General features: G+C 55.4%; 19 protein-coding genes and 1 tRNA gene. 3 read left to right on the top strand and 17 right to left on the bottom strand.

Annotated features, from left to right (window positions below; translation table 11 throughout):
* Positions 1 to 6: 6 nt before the first annotated feature.
* From ERD84_RS07575 to ERD84_RS07520, 12 genes are all read right to left on the bottom strand, one after another.
* A complete protein-coding gene (locus ERD84_RS07575) occupies positions 7 to 1,728 on the bottom strand; it encodes an acetolactate synthase 3 catalytic subunit (protein ID WP_130039041.1) in 1,722 nt (573 codons plus the stop codon).
* Positions 1,729 to 2,057: 329 nt separating this feature from the next.
* Positions 2,058 to 2,762, bottom strand: a complete 705-nt coding sequence (locus tag ERD84_RS07570) for a TetR/AcrR family transcriptional regulator (RefSeq protein WP_130039040.1) — start codon at positions 2,760 to 2,762, stop codon at positions 2,058 to 2,060.
* A 45-nt stretch (positions 2,763 to 2,807) separates the two neighbouring features.
* On the bottom strand, positions 2,808 to 3,509 hold the full coding sequence (locus tag ERD84_RS07565) for an ABC transporter ATP-binding protein (RefSeq protein ID WP_130039039.1): 702 nt from the start codon (positions 3,507 to 3,509) through the stop codon (positions 2,808 to 2,810).
* Positions 3,506 to 4,276 carry an ABC transporter ATP-binding protein gene (locus ERD84_RS07560; RefSeq protein ID WP_130039038.1) on the bottom strand — a complete coding sequence of 257 codons (771 nt, stop codon included), beginning with the start codon at positions 4,274 to 4,276 and terminating at the stop codon, positions 3,506 to 3,508. The genes ERD84_RS07565 and ERD84_RS07560 overlap by 4 nt, the downstream gene beginning before the upstream one ends.
* Positions 4,273 to 5,217: a branched-chain amino acid ABC transporter permease gene (locus ERD84_RS07555; protein ID WP_130039037.1), complete on the bottom strand. Its 945-nt coding sequence runs from the start codon at positions 5,215 to 5,217 to the stop codon at positions 4,273 to 4,275. The genes ERD84_RS07560 and ERD84_RS07555 overlap by 4 nt, the downstream gene beginning before the upstream one ends.
* Positions 5,214 to 6,086, bottom strand: coding sequence for a branched-chain amino acid ABC transporter permease (locus ERD84_RS07550; RefSeq protein WP_130039036.1), 873 nt, complete (start codon positions 6,084 to 6,086; stop codon positions 5,214 to 5,216). The genes ERD84_RS07555 and ERD84_RS07550 overlap by 4 nt, the downstream gene beginning before the upstream one ends.
* Before the next feature lie 81 nt (positions 6,087 to 6,167).
* Positions 6,168 to 7,388 (bottom strand): ABC transporter substrate-binding protein, encoded by a 1,221-nt coding sequence (locus ERD84_RS07545; RefSeq protein ID WP_130039035.1) that lies wholly within the window; start codon positions 7,386 to 7,388, stop codon positions 6,168 to 6,170.
* A 108-nt stretch (positions 7,389 to 7,496) separates the two neighbouring features.
* Positions 7,497 to 9,122, bottom strand: a complete 1,626-nt coding sequence (locus ERD84_RS07540; protein WP_130039034.1) for an AMP-binding protein — start codon at positions 9,120 to 9,122, stop codon at positions 7,497 to 7,499.
* A 26-nt stretch (positions 9,123 to 9,148) separates the two neighbouring features.
* Positions 9,149 to 9,511 carry a DUF6285 domain-containing protein gene (locus ERD84_RS07535; protein ID WP_130039033.1) on the bottom strand — a complete coding sequence of 121 codons (363 nt, stop codon included), beginning with the start codon at positions 9,509 to 9,511 and terminating at the stop codon, positions 9,149 to 9,151.
* Positions 9,508 to 10,536, bottom strand: coding sequence for a phosphotransferase family protein (locus ERD84_RS07530; protein ID WP_130039032.1), 1,029 nt, complete (start codon positions 10,534 to 10,536; stop codon positions 9,508 to 9,510). Before ERD84_RS07530 ends, ERD84_RS07535 begins: the two co-directional genes overlap by 4 nt.
* A gap of 31 nt (positions 10,537 to 10,567) precedes the next feature.
* Complete coding sequence (locus ERD84_RS07525; protein WP_130039031.1) at positions 10,568 to 11,764, bottom strand: acyl-CoA dehydrogenase family protein; 1,197 nt, start codon at positions 11,762 to 11,764, stop codon at positions 10,568 to 10,570.
* Positions 11,765 to 11,780: 16 nt separating this feature from the next.
* Complete coding sequence (locus ERD84_RS07520) at positions 11,781 to 12,548, bottom strand: SDR family NAD(P)-dependent oxidoreductase (RefSeq protein WP_180001928.1); 768 nt, start codon at positions 12,546 to 12,548, stop codon at positions 11,781 to 11,783.
* A 132-nt stretch (positions 12,549 to 12,680) separates the two neighbouring features.
* Here ERD84_RS07520 and ERD84_RS07515 point away from each other — a divergent pair, with 132 nt between their 5' ends.
* Positions 12,681 to 14,915 (top strand): FUSC family protein, encoded by a 2,235-nt coding sequence (locus ERD84_RS07515; RefSeq protein ID WP_130039029.1) that lies wholly within the window; start codon positions 12,681 to 12,683, stop codon positions 14,913 to 14,915.
* Between the two features lie 54 nt (positions 14,916 to 14,969).
* Here the strand turns inward: ERD84_RS07515 and yaaA are convergent, their stop codons facing one another.
* On the bottom strand, positions 14,970 to 15,761 hold the full coding sequence (yaaA, locus tag ERD84_RS07510) for a peroxide stress protein YaaA (RefSeq protein ID WP_130039028.1): 792 nt from the start codon (positions 15,759 to 15,761) through the stop codon (positions 14,970 to 14,972).
* Positions 15,762 to 15,774: 13 nt separating this feature from the next.
* Positions 15,775 to 16,557: a 3-hydroxybutyrate dehydrogenase gene (locus ERD84_RS07505; RefSeq protein ID WP_130039027.1), complete on the bottom strand. Its 783-nt coding sequence runs from the start codon at positions 16,555 to 16,557 to the stop codon at positions 15,775 to 15,777.
* Between the two features lie 202 nt (positions 16,558 to 16,759).
* On the opposite strand from ERD84_RS07505, the gene ERD84_RS07500 reads away from it, so the two are divergent.
* Positions 16,760 to 16,850 (top strand) — tRNA-Ser (locus ERD84_RS07500).
* A 206-nt stretch (positions 16,851 to 17,056) separates the two neighbouring features.
* Positions 17,057 to 17,539, top strand: a complete 483-nt coding sequence (locus tag ERD84_RS07495) for a hypothetical protein (RefSeq protein WP_130039026.1) — start codon at positions 17,057 to 17,059, stop codon at positions 17,537 to 17,539.
* 2 nt (positions 17,540 to 17,541) lie between these two features.
* On the opposite strand, the gene ERD84_RS07490 is transcribed toward ERD84_RS07495, so the two are convergent.
* The 3 genes from ERD84_RS07490 to ERD84_RS07480 are packed head-to-tail and all read right to left on the bottom strand — an operon-like array spanning position 17,542 to position 21,104.
* Positions 17,542 to 18,330, bottom strand: a complete 789-nt coding sequence (locus tag ERD84_RS07490; RefSeq protein WP_130039025.1) for an SDR family oxidoreductase — start codon at positions 18,328 to 18,330, stop codon at positions 17,542 to 17,544.
* Positions 18,331 to 18,387: 57 nt separating this feature from the next.
* Positions 18,388 to 19,740, bottom strand: a complete 1,353-nt coding sequence (serS, locus tag ERD84_RS07485; protein WP_130039024.1) for a serine--tRNA ligase — start codon at positions 19,738 to 19,740, stop codon at positions 18,388 to 18,390.
* Between the two features lie 32 nt (positions 19,741 to 19,772).
* Positions 19,773 to 21,104, bottom strand: a complete 1,332-nt coding sequence (locus ERD84_RS07480; RefSeq protein WP_130039023.1) for a replication-associated recombination protein A — start codon at positions 21,102 to 21,104, stop codon at positions 19,773 to 19,775.
* Between the last annotated feature and the right edge of the window lie 2 nt (positions 21,105 to 21,106).

Raw genomic sequence — 21,106 nt, 5'->3', positions numbered from 1 at the left:
CTCTCCTTATAGGTCTTCTGAACCAAGCAGCATTTCTGTCAGGCCTCGTCCCGCCTTCACCATGGGCCATACATTCTCGGTCTGGTCGGTGATGAAGTCCAGGAAAACCAATCGGTCTTTGTACTTGACGAAGGCTTCGCGTATGGCCGGTTCGACATCGGCCGGATTCTCGATGCGCATGCCCACATGGCCATAGCTTTCGACCAGCTTCACAAAATCGGGCAAGGCATCGACATAAGATTCGGAATAGCGGGAACCATAGTCGATTTGCTGCCACTGCCGGACCATGCCCAAGTAGCGGTTATTCAGGCACAACACCTTGGGCGTCAGGCGATACTGGCTGCAGGTGGAGAGCTCCTGAATATTCATCTGTATGGATGCCTCACCCGTAATGACGGCGATGTCGCTGTCGGGATTGGCCATTTGCACGCCCATGGCATAGGGCAAGCCCACACCCATAGTGCCCAGTCCACCAGAGTTGATCCAGCGCCGAGGCTGCTTGAAACGATAATACTGGGCAGCCCACATCTGGTGCTGGCCAACATCAGAGGTAACAAACGCGTTGCCACCCGTCACTTCCCACAGCTTCTCGACCACAAACTGGGGTTTGATAAGCGTATCGGAGTTCTCATAGACCAGGCACTGCTTGCCGCGCCAGGTATTGATCTGTTGCCACCATTTGGCCAGATCGTCTTTATTGGCCGGCGTATCGACTAGCGCCTGTGCATACAGCGAGTTCATCTCTTGCAGCACATCTTTCACATTGCCGACGATCGGCACATCGACCCGCACCCGCTTGGAAATCGAAGACGGGTCGATATCGATATGAACAATCTTGCGAGGGTTTTGCGCAAAATGCTTGGTATTGCCAATGACACGATCATCGAAGCGCGCACCAACGGCAATAAGCACATCGCAATTCTGCATGGCCATATTGGCTTCGTATGTGCCGTGCATGCCTGGCATGCCCACAAACTTGTCGTCATCGGCCGGAAACGCCCCCAAGCCCATCAGCGTATTGGTGCACGGCGCACCACACAGCTCGACCAGTTCGCGTAATTCGTCTGATGCATTGGACAAGACCACGCCACCACCCGAATAGATCATGGGCCGTTCGGCTGTCAGCAGCATCTGCACCGCTTTCTTGATTTGCCCCTGATGACCCTTGACCACCGGTGCATACGAACGCATCTTGACCTCGCCGCGCTTGGGCGTGAACTTGCAGGTCGCAACCGTGATGTCTTTGGGAATGTCGACCAGGACAGGGCCGGGTCGGCCGGTTTGGGCAATGAAAAAGGCGCGGCGCATGGTTTCGGCCAAGTCTTTGACGTCGCGTACCAGGAAATTATGCTTGACGCACGGCCGAGTAATACCGACGGTGTCGCATTCCTGAAAAGCATCTTCGCCTATGGCAGCCGTAGGCACCTGACCACTGATGATCACCATGGGAATGGAGTCCATGTAGGCAGTGGCAATACCGGTGACGGCATTGGTCAGGCCAGGGCCACTGGTGACCAGCGCAACACCGATTTTGTCGGACGAGCGCGAATACGCGTCGGCCGCATGTACGGCAGCCTGCTCGTGGCGAACCAGAATATGCTTGAAATTGTCTTGTTTGTAGATTGCGTCGTAGATGTACAGTACCGCGCCGCCCGGGTAGCCAAACACATGGTCTACGCCCTGTTCGGCAAGGCAACGCACGACGATATCGGCGCCATTGAGTTCCATATTTATATTCCTTTCGTAACCAGCACATGCACCTCGATTGGCCCTGAGGCCCAAGCCTGACCGGCTGCAACAACATGACCTGGCGCTTTATGACTCACGGAGCCATGCCACCCAGACACCTTGCTGACCGGATTCGAACTTATCGAAACACAGCACTAACGTTCATGTGAACGCGGGAGGTAGAAACGGAAGCCTTGGCAACACACGCTTGTGACGCGGCCAACAGCAAATTATTACAGGCGCAAAAAACCGGGCGGATAGCCCGGCGCACAGAGCCTTGACAGGTTTAATCGGGATAATTGAATAAACCAACACGCTAATGTAGCGCGTTAGGCCTTGAGAGGCAAATCGGGGGACAGATAGCGCTCAAGCACCGTTCCTATCAGTTCTGCGTACTGCGTTGCACTGACATCCTGCTTGCTGTATTTACCCCGCTTCAGATACCAGTCCTGCATCATGGCCTTGCACAGGGACGCAAGCATACGGGCGTTGATGTCGCGAAACGCACCTGCTGCGACCCCGTCCTGGATGATATTGCACAGAATGGTCTCGACTTCGAGCTCAATGGCAATGGCTTCCTTTTTCTGCTTGTCCGGCAGACTCTTGGTTTCCATGAAAGAAAAATAAAACCACGGCTGCATCAGCTCACTCAGGTAAACATGCGCCTTGACCGCCGCCAGCAGTTTTTCGCGCGGCACAATGACATCCCGGGTGTAGTCCAGCATGGTGCGACGGGTCAGCAGGAAACCATGGCCTTGTATCAGGCCAACCAGATCTTCTTTGCTGCGGATGTATGCATACAGACCGCCAATGCTGAAACCCGAGTCAGCACACAAATCGCGCAGCGACATGGCGTGAAAACCCTTGGCACTGGTCAGCCGTAGTGTTGAATTGATGATGCGCAGCAGGTTCTTGACCGCAATATGCTCTTTTTTTATGCGGATCATATCGCGGTTCAAATGGTATAGCTCGCGGCAAATTTCGATTTTTGATAGGCTCAGCTCGATCTTGAAGGACTCAAAATCAGCGATCATTACATGGCTCCCTCTGTGCTTGAATCGCGCAAGTGTACGGTAGGGCTAAACCGACAGATAGCGTTGCTGCGTATCGGTATCGGCCAGTAATTCCTGGCTGCTGGCTTCGTGAACAATCATTCCTTTTTCCAGAATATAGGCTCGCCGCGCGTGCTTCAGTGCAAAATGCACGCTTTGGTCGGTAAACAGAATAGTGGTCGTGGCGGACAAGGCATCGATCAGCGCGCCTATCTGCTTGACAATAACCGGAGCCAGCCCTTCGTTGGGTTCATCCAGCAGTAGCAGGCGCGGCTCGCTCATCAAAGAGCGTGCCACCGCCAGCATTTGCTGCTGTCCGCCCGACAAGGTGGCCCCATCCTGATCGGCAAGTTCAGCGAGCATGGGGTACTCGTCGAATATGCGTTCAATCGACCACGAAGGTGCTTCGCCTGGGCGCTGATAACGGGCCACCTCGAGGTTTTCCCGGACGCTCAGACCAGGAAAGATACGACGATCTTCAGGGACCAGGCCAACCCCTTGCCGGGCGATTTTGTAGGCAGGCTGGCCGGCGATATCTTTGCCCCGAAACACAACTCGTCCGCTACGCGGAGGTGTCAGCCCGACAATGCTGCGCAGCGTTGTGCTTTTGCCCGCACCATTGCGGCCCAGCAGGCACACGGTTTCGCCCTCTTGCAGTGTCAGGGACACCCCCTGCAAAGCATGGCTTTCGCCATAATAAGTATGAATATTATCTACTTCAAGAATCATGGTGCCATCTCCTCGTCGGCATCGCCCAGGTAAGCACGGCGCACCTCGGGATGAGCTCTGACTTCCTGGGGCGTACCCAGCACAAGGCTCTGCCCCCTGTGCATCACCAGTATGCGGTCCGCCACATCAAACACCACTCTCATGTCGTGCTCGGTTATCAGAAAGGTATAGTTGCCTGTACTGGCCAATGATTTCACCAGGGCTGTCACCCTGTGGGTTTCATCGGGTGTCATGCCCGCAGTGGGCTCATCGAGCAGCACCAGATGGGGTCGCGTGGCCAGCACTACGGCTATTTCGACCAGGCGTTTGTCGCCATAACTGATGACACCCGCCCGGCGATGTGCAAGATCAGACAACGAGAGCCGTTCAAGAATACTGTCAGCCTCTTGTTGTATGGGTTTGTTGCGCGTCGCAATGTTGGCCCAGCGCCGGCTATGGCCATGGTAGGCAGACAGTGCTACCTCGACGTTCTCACGCACGGTCATTTCGCTGAAAATATTGTTGATCTGGAACGACCGCGATACGCCCATACGGCTGATGCGCTGTGGCGGCAGACCGGTGATGTCGGTTCCTTCAAGAACGATGGAGCCCTCGGTAGGCGTCATGCGTCCGGACAGCATATTGTAGAAGGTAGTCTTGCCTGCCCCATTAGGCCCGATAATGGCCAGGGTTTCGCGTGGAAACACATCTAGCGACACGCCCGACACAGCCGCTACACCGCCAAAGCGCTTGGTCAGGTTCTTGACCTGCAAAAGTGGTTCAGTCATTTACGCTCCTGCAGCCAATCCAGAAAAGTACCCAGCACGCCACGCCGGAAAAACATCACCATCAGCGCAAGAATAATACCTAGCACCAGCATCCAGGCGTGCGTCATGCTGGTGATCCAGGTTTCAAGCAGCACGAACATGCCTGCCCCAAAAAACGGTCCCAGAAAATAACCTGTACCACCCAGTATGGACATGAGAACGGGCTCAGCCGACATGGACCAATGCAGGAGCTCGGGGCTGGCAATGCGCAGGAAAGGCGCCATGAGTCCACCCGCCAGGCCGGCAAATGCACCGGCAATGGTAAATGCCGCCAGCCGATAGCTGCGTACATTCAGGCCGCAGAACGCCACCCGCTCGGGGTTTTGCCGGATAGCCCGCAGAATCAGACCAAACGAGGAGCGGCAAATCAGGTACAGCAAGGCCGTGGCCAGCACAACAAGTACCAGAACCACGTGGTAGTACACCGCCGGGTTGCCGAGCGTCACGTCTATACCCAGCCCTAGCGACTGAACCGCAAAGCCCGCGATGCCATCACTACCGTTGGTGACTGAGCGCCACTGATGGATCACTGCATACACCATCATGCCGAAAGCCAGGGTGAGCATCGAAAAATACACTTCGTTCAAACGTACACAAAAGAACCCAATGATCAGGGCCAGCAAAGCACCGGCCAGCACCGCCACCAGCAGGCAGGCAAGCAATGGCCATTGCACAGACTGCAACAACATGGCCGTCGCATAAGACCCTATGCCGAAAAACGCGGCATGACCGAAACTGAGCATGCCCGTGTAACCGAAGATCAGATTGAAACTAGCCGCCAGCAAACCAAGTATCAGGATTTCTGTGGCGATGAAAATATAGAAAAAGGGTGCAATCCAGGGCAAGGCAATCAAAAGCGCCAGTACAACAGCCAGGACGCCCAGCGTGATGGTGTTTCTCATGCCGATGCTCCTTTACCCATGAGGCCGTGCGGCTTGAGCAGCAGCACGATGGCCATGCCGATAAATGGCAGGATAAGATTGACTTCGGGAAAGAAGCGACCGCCCAACCCATACATCAGGCCCAGTATGACGGCGCCCAGCAAGGCCCCCGGGAAACTGCCCAGCCCGCCTATGACCACTACGATAAAGCTTTCGATAATGATTTTGTCGCCCATACCCGGATCGATCGCACGCATGGGCGCCGCCACGACACCGCCCACAGCGGCCAACCATGCCCCGAAGGCGAACACGCCGGTGATCACGAGCTTGGTGTCTATGCACAGCACCTGGGCCATTTCACGGTCGAGTGCGGCAGCCCGCATGATTTTTCCGACCCGGGTCCGGTTGAACAAATACCAGAGGCCGAACAATATAAGCAGACCCACGGTCACCACAAACAGACTGTACAAGGGATAGGTAATCCCGCCTGGCAATGTGACGGTTCCTTGCAACAGGGTTGGCGGATCTATAACGTGTATACCCGTTCCCCATATGAGGCGCACTGACTCATTAATGATCAGCAAGAGTGAGAAAGTCAGCAGCAAGCTGTCGGAAATCTCGCGCTCGTAGATGAAGCGCAGCATGAGGCGGTCGATGGCAATAGCCAGCACCGCCACGCCCAGGGGGGCCACCAGCAGGGTCAGCCAAAACGGCATACCCAGCAAAATAACGCATGAATATGCCAGGTATGCTCCCAGCATATACAAGGCACCATGGGCAAAATTGATGATGTTCAGCACACCAAAAATAATATTCAAGCCCACGGCTATGACAAACAGCAGCAAGCCGATATCCAGGCTGTTAAGCAAAGCCATACCTAAACTGCTCATAACATCCCCTTTCGATTATGGCATCCGCTCCGGCATGGCGAGCCGAAGCGGATGATTCGTTCTATAGAACGGGCGAGCACATTACAGTTTGCAGGCTGGATCAACAGGTGGCGTGATCTTGTTGCCATCGAAGAACTGCACATCAGTCAGCGAGCGTATCTTGTCCTCGGTGTTCATTGCACCAGTCTTGCCCCAGGTTGGGCCAATCAACGCCTGATTGTCGCCAGCCCGTATCGTGAGGGTGCCGGTGGGAGTTTCGAGGCTCAGGCCCGAGAGCGCCTGGACAACAGCCTTGCCATCCGTTTTGCCCGCTTTTTCAATGGCAGCCTTGAAGGCATGAACTGCCACATAGGCGCCTTCGGCGTTATAGCTGGGCGGTGTACCGTACTTTTGCTTGTAGTTGGCAACGAATTTCTTGTTCAGTTCGTTGTCGTGGGCACCATACCAATAGCGTGTACCCAGCCATACCCCTTCGGGCATTTGCTCGCCCAGCGAACTCAAGACCTCGGTGGCAGCACCCACGGTAAGCAGCACTTCGAAGCCCTGATCAAAGAAGCCCCGACTGTTGGCCTGACGTACAAAGTTGACCAGATCACCCCCCCACAAGGAAATCAATACGCCATCTGGTTTGTTTTCCATGACACCATTGATGAATGGCGTGAAATCTTCTGCACCAAATCGAGGGAAGGCGGTTTCGCTCATGAGCTCGACATCAGGCACTCTTTCCTTGAGGTATTTGCCGAAAAATTCCCAGGATTGATGGCCGAAGGCATAGTCTGGACCGATAGTGGTCCATTTTTTTGCTCCGGTCTTGGCAGCAATTTCAGCAGCCCCGGTCATGTTCTGGTGCACGTTGACGCTGATACGATAGGTATAGGCGTTGCACAGCTTGCCCGTTACATCAGGCGTGGCGGCGTGGGTAATGATGAACGGCTTACCAAGCTCGGGCAGTACAGGGGCCAGGCCTTGCGCCACCCCGGAGCTATCGAGCCCCATCAGTACATCGGCTTTATCCTGGTACACCAGCTTGCGGGCTGCCTGTATCGCCACCGAAGCCTTACCTTGCCCGTCCTCGAGCTGCAAGGCCAACTGGCGTCCCAGCACACCGCCTGAGGCATTGATTTCGTCCATAGCGAGCTGTATGCCTTGCTGAGCAAACTTGCCGTAATTGGCGGCACTGCCCGACATGATGTAAATGGCGCCGATGCGTATGGGTTCTTCTGCTGCCTGAGCTGGCGCCAGACTGCATGCACCCGCCAGAACGAGTGCTGTTAAAGGTTGTTTGGCAAAAAACTTGAACATGCGATGTCTCCGTTATATGTAATGTACGCAATGTATCTATTATGTTGCTACTTAAACTACCTGATATTTCTCTTCAATAGCATTACCTCCGTCAATAGAGCCTACGGCTTAGTTTGGCCGCGACAGCCCGTCACGCAACACGTTCTTTCTGATTTTCCCGGTTGAGGTTTTGGGCAATTCGCCAAAAACAATACGCTTGGGCGCCTTGAACGAGGCCATATTCTGTTTGCAAAAATCGATAAACGCCTGTTCGCTGGCCTGTTCGGCATCATCCTTCAGTGTGATGAATGCGCAAGGAACTTCGCCCCATTTCTCGTCAGCCATGGCCACCACAGCAGCGTCCAGCACCATGGGGTGGCGGTACAGAACTTCTTCTATTTCCTGACTGGAAATGTTCTCGCCGCCTGAAATAATAATGTCCTTGGCTCTGTCCTTGACCTCGACATAGCCATCGGGATGCATGACGGCCAGGTCGCCTGTGTGAAACCAGCCATCGCGGAAGGCTTCATCAGTCGCTGTCTGATTCTTCAGATAGCCTTTCATCAGCGTATTGCCGCGCATCAGCAGCTCGCCTAGCGTCTGGCCATCAGGAGGCACGAAACTGCCGTCATCCGGATTGGCGACGGCGAGCTCGTCGATTGCCAGCGTACCCACACCTTGTCTGGCCATTTTTTGTGCCAGCGCGTCGGTGGCCAGACCTGCCCAGTCGTTTTGCCATACACACAATGCAGAAGGCCCGTAGGATTCAGTCAGGCCATACAAGTGGGTAATGTCAAAACCGATTTCCTGCGCCCTGCGGATGACTGGGCTGGGAGGCGCTGCGCCCCCAGTTGCAAACTGCACTGGCTCGTCCAGAGTATGGCCGTTCTTGTGGAAATCGTTAAGCAGCATATTCAGTACGATAGGCGCACCGCACAGATGGGTGACCTTGTGATCTTGTATGCGTGACAGAACATGATCGGCCTGCACTTTGCGCAGGCATACATGCGTACCGCCCACTGCCGTGATGGCCCAGGTATAGGCCCAGCCGTTGCAGTGAAACATGGGCAACGTCCATAGATAGACCGTGCTTGCCGTCATGTTGAACGCCATGGCATTGCTCATGGCAGCCAGGTAAGCACCCCGGTGGTGGTACACGACGCCTTTGGGGTTGCCGGTAGTGCCCGAGGTGTAGTTCAAGGCAATGGCATCCCATTCGTCATCGACCTTGGTCCATGCATAGTCGGGGTCGCCGGCGACAATCATGTCTTCGTACGACAAAGCCGACAACCCTTGCGACACACCAGCAAGGCGCGCTATGGCGACCAGCAAGGGAGGGGATTCCATACCCGCCACCACCTGCTGCACCAAAGGCTCGAACTCGGTATCGTAAAACAGCAGGCGTGATTCGCCATGCTCAAGAATAAACCGCAATGTTGCGGCATCCAGCCGGGTGTTCAGCGCATTAAGCACCGCACCTATCATGGGAACCGAGTAGTGGCTTTCGAGCAGTTCGTGAGTATTGAAGCACAGCAACGATACCGTATCACCGGCTTTAACACCGATATTGCTCAAGGCCGAGGCCATGCTGCGGCAGCGCCGGTAGAACTCGGCGTAAGTAAGCATCATGTCGTCATCAACGACGGCCAGCTTATTGGGAAAGATACCCGCAGAGCGTTGCAGAAAACTGATCGGTGTCAGGCTGGAATAATTGGCTGCGCTTTTATCAAGACCATGCTGATACTTATTGCTCATGAGTTTTCCCATTGGACGCCACGACACTAGGCAAGGTATTTCGGATTGGACAGTGCAAGCTTCGCGCGCGTCAAGGATAGCAACAGCGCGTGCAACTGGCCTTGATGATTGGCGGCAATGGCTCGTGACCGTATCTGTGCGGCCAGTGCTTGCTCGGTGCTTTCTGCTGCAGGAGACACGCCAATCTGTTCGTAAAACCGGGAAATGGCGTGATCACCATGCTCGTCGCGCTCACCCTGGCGCTGCAGTTCGCGCGCCGAGATGGCCATCGCATTGGCAATCATCAATACATCATAGGTCTTATCGGTGGGCAGCAGAGGCAACAGGTCGTCGAGCAATACGCGACGTGCCACCGTAAGCAGTTCATTGCCATGCGGGCGATTGCTCATGCTTTTTTCTCCATTTCGTGGATTTGATTCAGCAAGTCAAACTCGATTTCAGGCAGTAAACGACCAGTCAGCGCCAGCTCGAGCGAGGTTTGTTCGCCCGACAAGTGACGCTGCGCTTGCTGCAAGGCAATGACGGCCCAGCGTGTCATGCCCATGACTTCCCAATAAAGCACTTTATCTGCATCCACCGCCCTGCCCGAAGCCTGGGCATATGCCTGGAACAAATCGTCTTTGTGCCCGATTCCGCCCACGGCCTTATCGTTAACGCCAAAACGCCAACTGCGGGCACATAACCAGCCCAGGTCTTCGTAGGGGTCGCTGAACGACGCAAACTCCCAATCGAGCACGCCACTGATCTGACCTTCATGCACCATGTAATTGCCGGTGCGAAAATCGCCATGACAAAGGGTGATATCGCTGCTGTCATGGGCATGATCCTCGAGCCAGTTCAAGGCCCACTCCAATACAGGATGAGGCTCGGGGATGGCATCAAGCGCACTGCGATATTCGTGTACACGCGCCAGGGCAGGCACCTGGCCGGGAGACGGCAGGAAAGTCAGGCGCTCTTGTGGCGGTCTGACCCTGTGCAGGCAGGCCAGCTCGTGCCCTAGCTGACGCACCAGCTGCCTGGACTGCTCTTCAGTCAGCGCTCCGCGCACCAATTGCCGACCCGATGCGGTGCCAGGCACACGCAACATGATGCAAAAGGCCTGGCCTATGACCGATTCGTCGGCACACAGCCACAAGGGGCGAGGCACGGTCACGCCAACCTCGTAGGCAACGCTCAGCACCTCGAACTCTTGTTCGCGTGTCATGCTCACATCAACCTTGGACGGCGCATCACTGCGCACGACCAGCTCAAGCGGCCCAGGCATGATGCCGCCCGCGCACAACAACGACAGTGCATAATTACTTTGTATCGCGCCGCCCGACAGGCGGGAGAACCCCGTCACCGAAACCTGTTCGGCCCCGGTCTGGCGCTGTACATACAGCGCCAGCGCCTGGCTGATATCAGAGGCCTTCATGCGTTTTCCTTATGATGCGCGGCTTGCCCGATCAACCCCATGACCAGAAGTCACCGCCTTCTTTGAGCAGATTCTTGGACAAGACCATTTTATGCACTTCGGATGCACCGTCCACCAGGCGGGCCTGACGCGCATAACGGTAGATCCATTCAAGCCTGGTATCTTTGGAATAACCTCGGGCACCGCACAGTTGAATAGCCGTATCGACAGCCTGCTGCAAGGTATTGGAAACAGCCACCTTGGCCATAGAGACCTCTTTGCGTGCAAAGTCACCCTGGTCGAGCTTCCAGGCTGCGTGCATGGTCAGCAAACGCCCTACCTGTATATTCATGGCGGCCTCGCCCAGCATCCATTGGACGCCCTCGCGGTCAGCCAGCTTAATGCCGAAAGACTCACGCTCGGACACATAGGCCGATGCAATTTCCAGCGAACGCTTCGCCAGCCCTAGCCAGCGCATGCAGTGTGTCAGGCGTGCTGGCCCAAGACGTATCTGTGTAAGCTTCAGGCCATCGCCCACTTCCATCAAGCGGTTTTCGTCGGGGATGACCATATCGGTGAAACGCAACTCGCAGTGCCCACCATGTTCTTCAGGCCCCATAATGGGAATTCGGCGCACAATTTCCCAACCCGGGTCATCTTTATGGAACAGGAAAGCCGACAGACCTTTGCGGGTGTCATCGGAAGTACGGGCTATCAAAATGAAATGGGAGGCGACACCCGCACCGGTAATAAAGTGCTTGACACCATTGACTACCCAGTCGTTACCCTTGCGCACCGCATTGGTCAGCATCATGGATGGATCTGAACCCGAACCCGGCGCCGGCTCGGTCATGACGAACGACGACCGGACATCACCGTTTACAATGGGTTTGAGCCAGCGCTCTTTCTGGGCCTCAGTGGCCACTTTGCTGAGCACCATCATATTGCCGTCATCGGGCGCTGCCGAATTGAACACCACCGGACCAAAAATAGACCGGTTCATGGCTTCGTAGCATGCAGCCATTTCAACTGTGCTCAGGCCCTGTCCACCCAGCTCACATGGGGTTTGCAACGACCATAAACCTTGCGCCTTGGCTTTCTGGCGCATGGCCTGCAGCATATCTTCGCTGATGTTTTCGTGCTCGTCGTACGAGCTGGCCTGCTCTTCGAGGGGAAGCAGCTCTTGTTCAACAAAATCCTGTATGCGGCTGCGGAATGTTTCACCGCGGGTCGATAAGGTAAAGTCCATTGCGTATAACCTCTGGTTAAAGGGAGGACTGCAAGTGCCCTCCGTCGAGCACGATAGAACTGCCGGTCATGTAGGCCGATGCATCGGACGCCAGCAGCAGCAAAGCGCCTTCCAGATCAGCAGGAGTTCCCAGGCGTCGCTGCGGAATGCGGCGAATCAAGGCCTTGCCAAGATCGGAGGCAAAAAATTCGGAATTAAGTGGTGTGGATATATACCCGGGCGCCAGAGCGTTGACGCGTATACCGTAGCGCGCCCACTCCAGGGCCATGGCACGTGTCATGTGCTCGAGCCCGGCTTTTGATGTGGTGTAGGGCAACACTGAGCCTGCCACACGATGCCCGAGAATGGAGGTGACGTTGATCAAGGAGCCTGGCTGACTGGCATCGACCAAACGCCGGGCTGCTTCAGAGCATATGACCCAACTTCCCTTCAGATTGATATCTACAACCTGCGACCATTCTTCGGTGCTCAGGGTCAAGGCGGGTTTATCAGTTGCCGCGCCGGCATTGGACACCACCACATTGATCAGCCCGAACTCAGCCTGTGCCTGATCAAACCCCGCCTTGACGCTGGCCGGGTCGGTTACATCCATGGACAGGGCAAGCGCCTGGATGTTCTCTTTTTGCAGCTGCGAGGCCAGGTCTTGAAGAGGCTGCAAACGGCGCCCCACCACAACGACTTTTGCACCTGCAGCACCCAGCGTACGTGAAAAATGCTCGCCCAATCCACCAGCGGCGCCGGTAACCAGCGCAACCTTGCCATCAAGGCGTAGTTTGTTGTCCATGTCAGCCATCCTCCCTCTTGCAGAAATCATAGAACGATCGTTCTATGAAGTCAATGAATAGTGTATGACTCATGTATGCCAAAACCGGACGCTTGCCTCTATACTGCTCACAACTACAGCTTTGAGCCGTGCATGACCTCATACACCCCCCAGCTGCAACGCTTTTTATACAGTCATTATTTCTCTGGTGGCCTGCGACAGGCTGTCGGTGTATTGCTGCCTGCCCTCATTTTGGCTGGCATTTTTCAGATGCATGCCATAGGCATGATTGCCGCCATTGGCGCTGCCTGCGTGGCCATCATCGACCAGCCGGGCGGGCCTCGACGCTATGGCACCAACAGCATGCTGGCCGCCATATTCCTGGGCTCATTGACCGCCTTCATCACTGGTTTGGCTTCATCACACAGTCTGCTGATCTGGCTGGTGGTGCCCTCGCTGTGTTTTCTGTTTTCCATGTTTACGGTGTTTGGCCGTCAAGGTGGATTGCTGGGATTTGCCTGCCTGCTGATCATGACGCTCACCATGCGCGAGCCATTGGCTCCGCACCAGGTGCTTGAGCACACAGCCTATTCCTTCATAGGCGGGGTTTTCTATTTTATATACAGCTTTGTCGTGCACCGTCTGATGTGGCATCGCGATGAACAACAAGCTTTATCTGTAGCACTGTTTGCCACAGCCGACTATATGGCAGCAAGATCGCGCTTTTATGATGTCAACACCGATCTCGAGGACAGCTATCGAACGCTCATCCATGCCCAATCAACCATGACGGACAAGCACCAGGCTGCTCGCGACACCATTTTGCGGGAATTGCCAAAAGGCCATAGCAAGGCAAGTCGCCTGCATACCGCATCGTTGAATGTTTTTATAGACATGGTCGCATTGCTTGACAGCCTGGTAGCCACCCATACTGACTACGCCACGCTGCGCCGCTGCCTGCCCGACAGTGATGCCTTGATTTTCGCGCGGGATGCCTTGAAGAAGCTATCCATAAACGTAGAGCATATTGCACTGAATATTGCCCGCGACAAACACGTCAGAGAAAGGAATAGCGTCAAGGCCGAACTGCGAGCCTTCGAATACGAGCTTGAAACCTATCGTCGTGATGGCATCGTCGAACGCGATCCAGAAGTCTACGCCCTGCTGGTACAGGTGTTGCGCCGCTTGCGCAATGCCACCCGGCTGGTAGACCGCATGGCCACACACACCAGCCTGAGCGCCGAGACCGAACTCGTGGACAAACGTCTCGACAAGTCACTCTATCGATTCTTGTCGCGCAAGAAGTGGCGGATAGGCATGCTGACCAGCAACCTCAGGCTGGATTCCTCGCATTTCCGTTATGCCTGCCGCGTGGCCATTGCCGCCCTGCTCGCCATGAGCGTATCTGCACTCTGGTCACATCTGGGCACCTTGACGCGAGTGGTGCCCGGCCTGAGCGCGCACAGCTATTGGATAGTCCTGACTGTACTGGTGGTCATGAAACCCGGCTTCGCCCTGACACGGCAGCGCAATGGTTGGCGCCTAGCCGGCACGCTGATAGGCTGCGCGCTGGCCCTGATTCTGTTCAATAGTACGCAAAACAGCGATATCTACCTCGCCGTCCTCGTCGTTTGCTGCGTATTGGGCTATAGCCTGATACAGGTCAATTTTATGGCTGCGGCCATTTTCAATACTGTATTCGTGCTGCTGGTATTTCACTTCCTGTCGCCAAGCTCCAATGCTGTCATCGGCGAACGGATGATCGATACCGTGGTGGGTTGCGGCCTGGCACTGCTATGCAGCTATATCCTGCCATGGTGGGAGCATCGTTACATGGCCTCGCTGGCCAAGGCAGCCAGGAAAGCCAATCTTGAATTCTTTAACACCGGCTTACGCTATGCCGAACTGACTCGCGCCCAGGCCGCTGCGCAAGCCAGTACACAAGCGCCCTCAAACAGCCACTATGCCGCGCCTGTCGATATCCAAACATTGAATGCTGAGCAGCATGAGGCCGAGGTCGCCTGGCGCGTGGCGCGCAAGAACATGCATATTGCCTTCAGCAACTTCGCCGCCGCCTTTTACCGCATGATGGATGAACCCATCAAACGCCAGGCGAATGTTCCGGAGCTGAACAACCTGCTGATACAGAACCATGTACTGGCGTCCCAGATCACCTCGGCCATACCCGTGCTCGCCGAATTGCCTACTGTGCCTGAAGGCATACAGAAATCACTGGACGCGACGGGGCGCTATTTGAATGACCAGGACGCCAATCCGCCGACTTCGATAGAAACCGACGGGGAGCTGGCCACCCTGGCTTACCCACTACGGCAGATGGTCAAGGCATCGGCACTAATCAGACAGGAAATGCGTGGCCTGGACAACTAGGATTGGTCAACACGCCTGAAGTGCAAGCGTGTTGACCGCTATCTATCGATGGCCCTAGGCTTTTGCTTTGCGCCGAAACACCAGCTTATCGGCACTGGACTCAGCTGCTGTGTAAGCGTAGCCTTCGGCCGAGAACCCTTGCAGTTTTTCAACGGTGTTGATCTTGTGCTCGATGGCATATCGAGCCATCAGCCCGCGTGCGCGTTTGGCATGAAAGCTGATCACCTTCCAGGCATCGTTTTTATAATCCTGAAACACACACTGCACCACCCTGGCCTGCAACACAGCCCGATCAACCGACTTGAAATACTCTTCGGATGCCAGGTTCAGCACAATCGCTTCCTTCTTCTTGCCCGCAGACTGCTCGGCCAGACGCTGGTTCAGATATTGTGCAATGGAGCCGCCCCAGAAATCATAAAGGTTCTTCCCTTTTTTGGTTTCCAGCCTCGTACCCATTTCGAGTCGATATGGCTGCATCAGATCGAGTGGACGTAATACGCCATACAAGCCACTTAACAGAGCCAGATGATCCTGCGCCCACTTCAGTTGGACGTCGGACAAGCTGGATGCGTCAAGGCCTTCGTATACATCACCATTGAAAGCCAGAACCGCCTGACGTGAATTGGTCTGGTTGAACACAGGCTTCCAGGCCGCGTAACGCTCGACGTTAAGCTTGGCCAGCGTATCACTCAACTTCATCAAGCCTGCGATATCCGTAGCGGATTTTTTCTTCAGGACCTTGATGAGCTCAGTCGACTGCTCGACAAACAACGGCTGGGTATGCAAGGTGCTACGAACAGGCGAATCGTAATCCAGCTTTTTGGCTGGAGACAATAACAACAGCATATCGAAGCTTCCTTTAGCGCGCCGTCCAGCCGCCGTCCAGCGACAAAGTCGTGCCGGTCATCTGGTCAGCCGCTTCGGATGCCAGGAATACCGCCGCGCCACCCAGTTGCTTGGGCGTCACAAACTGCAATGAGGGCTGCTTTTCAAACAACAGCTCTTTAGCGGCCGCATCGGTATCTATACCGCTCTTCTGTGCCAAGGCCTCGATTTGCTTTTCAACGAGCGGCGTACGCACCCAGCCCGGGCAGATCGCATTGCAGGTGACGCCATTGCCGGCATTTTCGAGCGCGGTGACCTTGGTCAGACCCACAACACCGTGTTTGGCAGCCACATAGGCGGATTTGGTAGCCGAGGCAACCAGGCCATGAGCGGAAGCAATATTGATAATGCGCCCCCAGCCCTGCTTTTTCATGTAAGGCAACGCCGCCGCCGTGCCGTGGAAAACTGCCGACAGGTTCAGGGCAATAATGGCGTCCCAGCGATCTACCGGAAAATCTTCAATCAGATCGGTATGCTGGATACCGGCATTATTGACCAGGATGTCAATGCTGCCCAAAGCCTTGACGGACTGCTCGATAAGGTCGCGTGTGGCCTGCGCCTGCATCAGGTCGGCATTGATGTAATACGCCTTGACGTCGAATTCAAGCTCGAGATTGACTCTTTCCTTTTCGATGGCATCAGCGTCACCAAAACCATTAATCACCACGTTTGCGCCGTTGGCAGCCAGTTCACGGGCAATCGCCAGACCAATACCGCTGGTTGAGCCGGTTACGACTGCATTTCTACCTTTAAGCATAATATTCCTTTCTTGTTCGGTTCAAAAAATCCAGTTTCCAGTCTTAGTGTACTGCCTGGCAAGTACACCATAATGGCCCGCCGACAACGCAGATAGGTCATTATGATATTTTTTTATTTCTTGCTAGAATAGCGGACTTGCCTTTAGCCATGTTTGGTTTTCGACCGAACCAAACGCTGTGGTCAGGCAAGTGCAGCAAACAGGACAGGTGGCAGAGTGGTCGAATGTACCTGACTCGAAATCAGGCGTACGGTAACCCCGTACCGTGGGTTCGAATCCCACCCTGTCCGCCAACGAATGCTTAAAGGCCCTTGAATCGCTTCAAGGGCCTTTTTCATTGAAATGCCGGCCAGCGGCTGGAGCTTAAGAAATGTTGCATATTTTCCTTACATAGGCCTATAGTAAGGATGTGTCATGTGATGTATTGGGAATGGGGCCAATTGCCCCTGTTTAGGTCCAGGCACAATGGCTTGCCTGGCCGGCTGAACAAGGAGCCGTCATGAACATCCAATCCTTTGTATGGACCATCGACCTGAACGGCAACGGAGCCTACAGCGCGTGGGAACTCTGGGAAGCAGCCAAGTGGGTATACCGCATTCCGGGCAATCTCTTGCTCGAAGGCCTGGGACACGTTCCTTATTTATCTTCCCTGCTCCATATTCACGCTTCTGAAGCCACCGGCTACGCCAGCCTGAACGGAGGTATGGCGTCTTTGCTGTCACTCGTGATATGGGTTGCTGCCATCTTCAGCGTGTTGACCCTGTCATCTCCAACTGTCTATGAAGACGACAGCACGCTTGATTCCGGGCAAAGCTTGATTGGCATGAGCACAGCAGCCAACAGACAAATTGCAGGCCCCCAAAAAGACCAGGACTTCTCTGCAGACCACCATGCGCATCGGCCAGTCAGCCGTGCAAACTATGCAATACCTGGAACCAAGCCCATCAGGCACAAACGCCATCGCAGGCTCATTATTACCTGACTTCAGGCTCCTATGGGATGCAAGCCACCATCCATGGTCAGCAGCGCTGCAGTCACATAGCTGGCTCGTTCGGAAGCCAGGTATAGCGCAGCATCTGCCACCTCTTCTGGCTTGGCCAAGCGGCCAAGCGGAATACTTTGCTCTCGTGCCTGCAGCAATTCGGCGGTTGACTTGCCGGTCAACTCCGACTCGGCTTTCAATGCGCCCTGAACCCGCTCGGTATGGGTCGCCCCTGGATTGATTGCGTTGACGCGTATGCCCTTGCTGCCCCAGGCGTTGGCCAGGCCGGCCGAGGCAAGCATAAGAGCCGCATTGGCAGAGCCGCCCGGTATATGGAAGGGGCTGGCCACTTTTCCGCCAGCACCGATGATATTGACGATGGCACCCTTGCCTCGGCCAACCATTTTCTTGATCGTGGCATCCATGGCGTTGATATAGGGAAAATATTTGGCGTCCATGGCGTCGCGCCACGACTGCGGCGTCAGTGTGGCCGGGGCATAGCGTTGGGCTGCTCCGGCGGAATTCACCAGCACGGCAATTGGCCCTACCTGGGCTTCAACGGCATCGACCAACTTCTGCGCATCATCGGCGTCACTTAAATTGGCGGCATGGGTGTAGACCTGATATCCAGCCCGCTCAAGCTCTGCCCGAGCTGCCGCAAGATTGTCGGCACTGCGCGATGCAATAGCCACCTTTGCACCCTCACGGGCGAAAGCAAGCGCACAGGCCAAGCCTATGCCTTTACTGCCGCCGGTGACCAGCACGACTTTGTCACGCAACTCAAGATCCATGTCTACTCCTTTTGCCTTATGTTGGCTGCATACCGATTTGCCCCATGTCGAAAATGCTTAACCCTGCACGGACAAATGCTCTATTCCGCCCATATATGGACGCAGCGCTTCGGGAATGCGAATGCTACCGTCCGCCTGTTGATGATTTTCAAGTACAGCAACCAGAGCGCGACCCACGGCCAGGCCGGATCCGTTCAAGCTATGCAGATACTCAGGCTTGCCTTTTTCGGGGCGATAGCGCGCTTGCATGCGACGAGCCTGGAAAGCTTCGCAATTGGATACAGAGGAAATTTCGCGCCAGGTATTTTGCGCGGGCAGCCAGACCTCGAGGTCGTAAGTTTTAGCGGCACCAAAGCCCATGTCGCCACCACATAGCAATACAACACGATAGGCTACACCCAGCCGTTGCAGCACGGTTTCGGCATGGCCGACCATCTCTTCAAGGGCATCGTAGGAATGATCGGGATGCACAATTTGCACCATTTCGACCTTGTCGAACTGGTGCTGGCGTATCATGCCCCGGGTATCGCGCCCACCGCTACCCGCCTCAGACCGGAAGCAAGGTGTATGTGCCGTCAATTTCACAGGCAGCTCGTCAAGCGCCACAATGGTGTCACGCACTGAGCCAGCCAGCGTGATCTCTGATGTGGAAATCAGATAGAGATCTTCTTGAGCTGACTCTTCCTGCTCCGCAGAGGTTTCGTCGTCCTGACCACCTTTGGTGACCCAGAACATGTCGTCCTTGAACTTAGGCAACTGCCCTGTACCAAACAGTGTCGAGCTATTGACAATATAGGGTGTATAGCATTCCTGGTAGCCATGTTCGGTCGTTTGCAGATCGAGCATGAATTGCGCCAGCGCGCGATGCAGGCGTGCCATTTGGCCCCGCAACATCATGAACCGTGCTCCTGACAGCTTGCGTGCCGTATCAAAATCGAGTCCTAACGGCTCACCCAGCTCTACGTGGTCTTTGGGCTCAAAGTCCAGAGGCTGCGGATTGCCGTCAGCATCAGTTGCCAGACCAGGTGGAATCCAGCGGCGCACTTCAATGTTGTCGTCGCTGTCTTGACCCGCCGGCACACTGGCGTGGGGCAGGTTCGGTATGGTCATGAGCCAGGCATTCAACTCGCCCTGCACGTCGGCCAGTTCATTTTCGAGCTCTTTCAGGCGTGCAGGTATTTCCTGCGACTCGGCCATTTCTTTACTGGCATCTTCGCCCTTGGATTTCAGTTGGCCAATCAGCTTGGACACCGCATTGCGTCGAGCCTGCAGTGCCTCGGTTTCGACCTGCACCGATTTACGACGGGCCTCCAACTGACTGAACCGCTCGGTATCGAAGGCAATACCACGCAACTCCAGCGCCTTGACGACGACGGGCAAATCTTTACGTAACTGATTAGGGTCTAGCATAAATAACCAAAAGTGAAAAAATTAAGAGGACCTCAGCCCTTGCCATATTGCTTGTCGAGTTCGCGCAAAAAGGCCAGCTTCTCGGAGATTTTACCCTCAAGCCCCCGATCGCTCGGCCGATAGAAGCGTGCTCTCAAACCATCGGGAAAATAGTGCTCGCCCGCTGCATAGGCATGTGGTTCATCGTGAGCGTACCGGTAGGCATGGCCATGCCCGAGTTCTTTCATGAGCTTGGTAGGCGCATTGCGCAGATGCATGGGCACAGGGGCACTGCCATTTTCTTCAGCGTAGCGCCGAGCCTGCTTGTAGGCGTTATAAACTGCGTTGGACTTGGCTGCACAAGAAAGGTAGACGACGGCCTGAGCCAGCGCAAGCTCTCCTTCGGGTGAGCCCAGCCGTTCGTAGATATCGGCACCGCTCAGGGCCAGTTCGGTCGCCCGCGGATCGGCCAGGCCAATGTCTTCGATAGCCATGCGAACAATGCGGCGCGACAAATACTTGGGATCGGCGCCGCCATCCAGCATACGCGCAAACCAATATAAGGCCGCATCGGGATCTGAGCCGCGCACCGCTTTATGCAAAGCGCTGATCTGGTCGTAAAACGCGTCACCGCCTTTGTCGAAGCGGCGCAAGTTTTGCGGTAAGGAGGTTTCCAGCCACTCACTGTCGATCAGGCGGCGACCCGCGCCTCGGGCCGATTCGGCCACCACTTCCATGGCATTGATTACCCGTCGCGCATCGCCATCTGCCCAGCCGGCCAGTTGCTCGCATGCGGCCGGCTCGAACTGCAAGGGTTCACCATCCTGGTTCAGAATAACAACGGCACGCTCGACAAGCAGCAGCAATTCCTCCAACGCCAGGGACTGCAACACATAGACGCGTGCACGCGAAAGCAAAGCCGAGTTGACTTCAAAAGAGGGATTCTCGGTGGTTGCACCAATAAAGGTGAACAGACCGCTTTCTACATAAGGCAAAAAGGCATCTTGCTGCGCCTTGTTGAATCGATGGACCTCGTCGACAAACAATATGGTGCGTCGGCCCTGCCCTTGCGCAACCTGGGCCGAGACGACCGCCTCGCGTATGTCTTTGACGCCGCCCAGCACTGCTGAAATGGCCAGGAACTGGGCATCAAAGCCATCGGCCATCAGTCGGGCGAGCGTCGTCTTGCCCACCCCTGGTGGCCCCCAGAAAATCATGGAATGAGGTCGGCCCGAATCAAATGCAACCCTTAAAGGCTTGCCTGGCCCCAGCAAATGCGCCTGCCCCACCACATCAGCCAGTGTCTTGGGACGCATGCGCTCGGCCAGGGGCGCATGCGCATACATGCTGGCTGCACTGGAAAACAAATCTTGCGAGCTTGCCATAA

The organism is Pollutimonas harenae, assembly GCF_004153685.1.
Lineage (GTDB): Bacteria > Pseudomonadota > Gammaproteobacteria > Burkholderiales > Burkholderiaceae_B > Pusillimonas_C > Pusillimonas_C harenae.
Note: the sequence above shows the minus strand (reverse complement) of the source record. Positions and strands in the feature narration are given on the sequence as shown.

What these genes read in the sequence shown, in the direction of transcription:
- ERD84_RS07540 (WP_130039034.1), bottom strand. Translation starts at nt 9,122, where the DNA reads ATGAGCAATAAGTATCAGCATGGTCTTGATAAAAGCGCAGCCAATTAT.
- serS (WP_130039024.1), bottom strand. Translation starts at nt 19,740, where the DNA reads ATGCTAGACCCTAATCAGTTACGTAAAGATTTGCCCGTCGTCGTCAAG.
- ERD84_RS07565 (WP_130039039.1), bottom strand. Translation starts at nt 3,509, where the DNA reads ATGATTCTTGAAGTAGATAATATTCATACTTATTATGGCGAAAGCCAT.
- ERD84_RS07505 (WP_130039027.1), bottom strand. Translation starts at nt 16,557, where the DNA reads ATGCTTAAAGGTAGAAATGCAGTCGTAACCGGCTCAACCAGCGGTATT.
- ERD84_RS07560 (WP_130039038.1), bottom strand. Translation starts at nt 4,276, where the DNA reads ATGACTGAACCACTTTTGCAGGTCAAGAACCTGACCAAGCGCTTTGGC.
- ERD84_RS07525 (WP_130039031.1), bottom strand. Translation starts at nt 11,764, where the DNA reads ATGGACTTTACCTTATCGACCCGCGGTGAAACATTCCGCAGCCGCATA.
- ERD84_RS07515 (WP_130039029.1), top strand. Translation starts at nt 12,681, where the DNA reads ATGACCTCATACACCCCCCAGCTGCAACGCTTTTTATACAGTCATTAT.
- ERD84_RS07480 (WP_130039023.1), bottom strand. Translation starts at nt 21,104, where the DNA reads ATGGCAAGCTCGCAAGATTTGTTTTCCAGTGCAGCCAGCATGTATGCG.
- ERD84_RS07495 (WP_130039026.1), top strand. Translation starts at nt 17,057, where the DNA reads ATGAACATCCAATCCTTTGTATGGACCATCGACCTGAACGGCAACGGA.
- ERD84_RS07570 (WP_130039040.1), bottom strand. Translation starts at nt 2,762, where the DNA reads ATGATCGCTGATTTTGAGTCCTTCAAGATCGAGCTGAGCCTATCAAAA.
- yaaA (WP_130039028.1), bottom strand. Translation starts at nt 15,761, where the DNA reads ATGCTGTTGTTATTGTCTCCAGCCAAAAAGCTGGATTACGATTCGCCT.
- ERD84_RS07545 (WP_130039035.1), bottom strand. Translation starts at nt 7,388, where the DNA reads ATGTTCAAGTTTTTTGCCAAACAACCTTTAACAGCACTCGTTCTGGCG.
- ERD84_RS07535 (WP_130039033.1), bottom strand. Translation starts at nt 9,511, where the DNA reads ATGAGCAATCGCCCGCATGGCAATGAACTGCTTACGGTGGCACGTCGC.
- ERD84_RS07550 (WP_130039036.1), bottom strand. Translation starts at nt 6,086, where the DNA reads ATGAGCAGTTTAGGTATGGCTTTGCTTAACAGCCTGGATATCGGCTTG.
- ERD84_RS07520 (WP_180001928.1), bottom strand. Translation starts at nt 12,548, where the DNA reads ATGGACAACAAACTACGCCTTGATGGCAAGGTTGCGCTGGTTACCGGC.
- ERD84_RS07575 (WP_130039041.1), bottom strand. Translation starts at nt 1,728, where the DNA reads ATGGAACTCAATGGCGCCGATATCGTCGTGCGTTGCCTTGCCGAACAG.
- ERD84_RS07555 (WP_130039037.1), bottom strand. Translation starts at nt 5,217, where the DNA reads ATGAGAAACACCATCACGCTGGGCGTCCTGGCTGTTGTACTGGCGCTT.
- ERD84_RS07530 (WP_130039032.1), bottom strand. Translation starts at nt 10,536, where the DNA reads ATGAAGGCCTCTGATATCAGCCAGGCGCTGGCGCTGTATGTACAGCGC.
- ERD84_RS07490 (WP_130039025.1), bottom strand. Translation starts at nt 18,330, where the DNA reads ATGGATCTTGAGTTGCGTGACAAAGTCGTGCTGGTCACCGGCGGCAGT.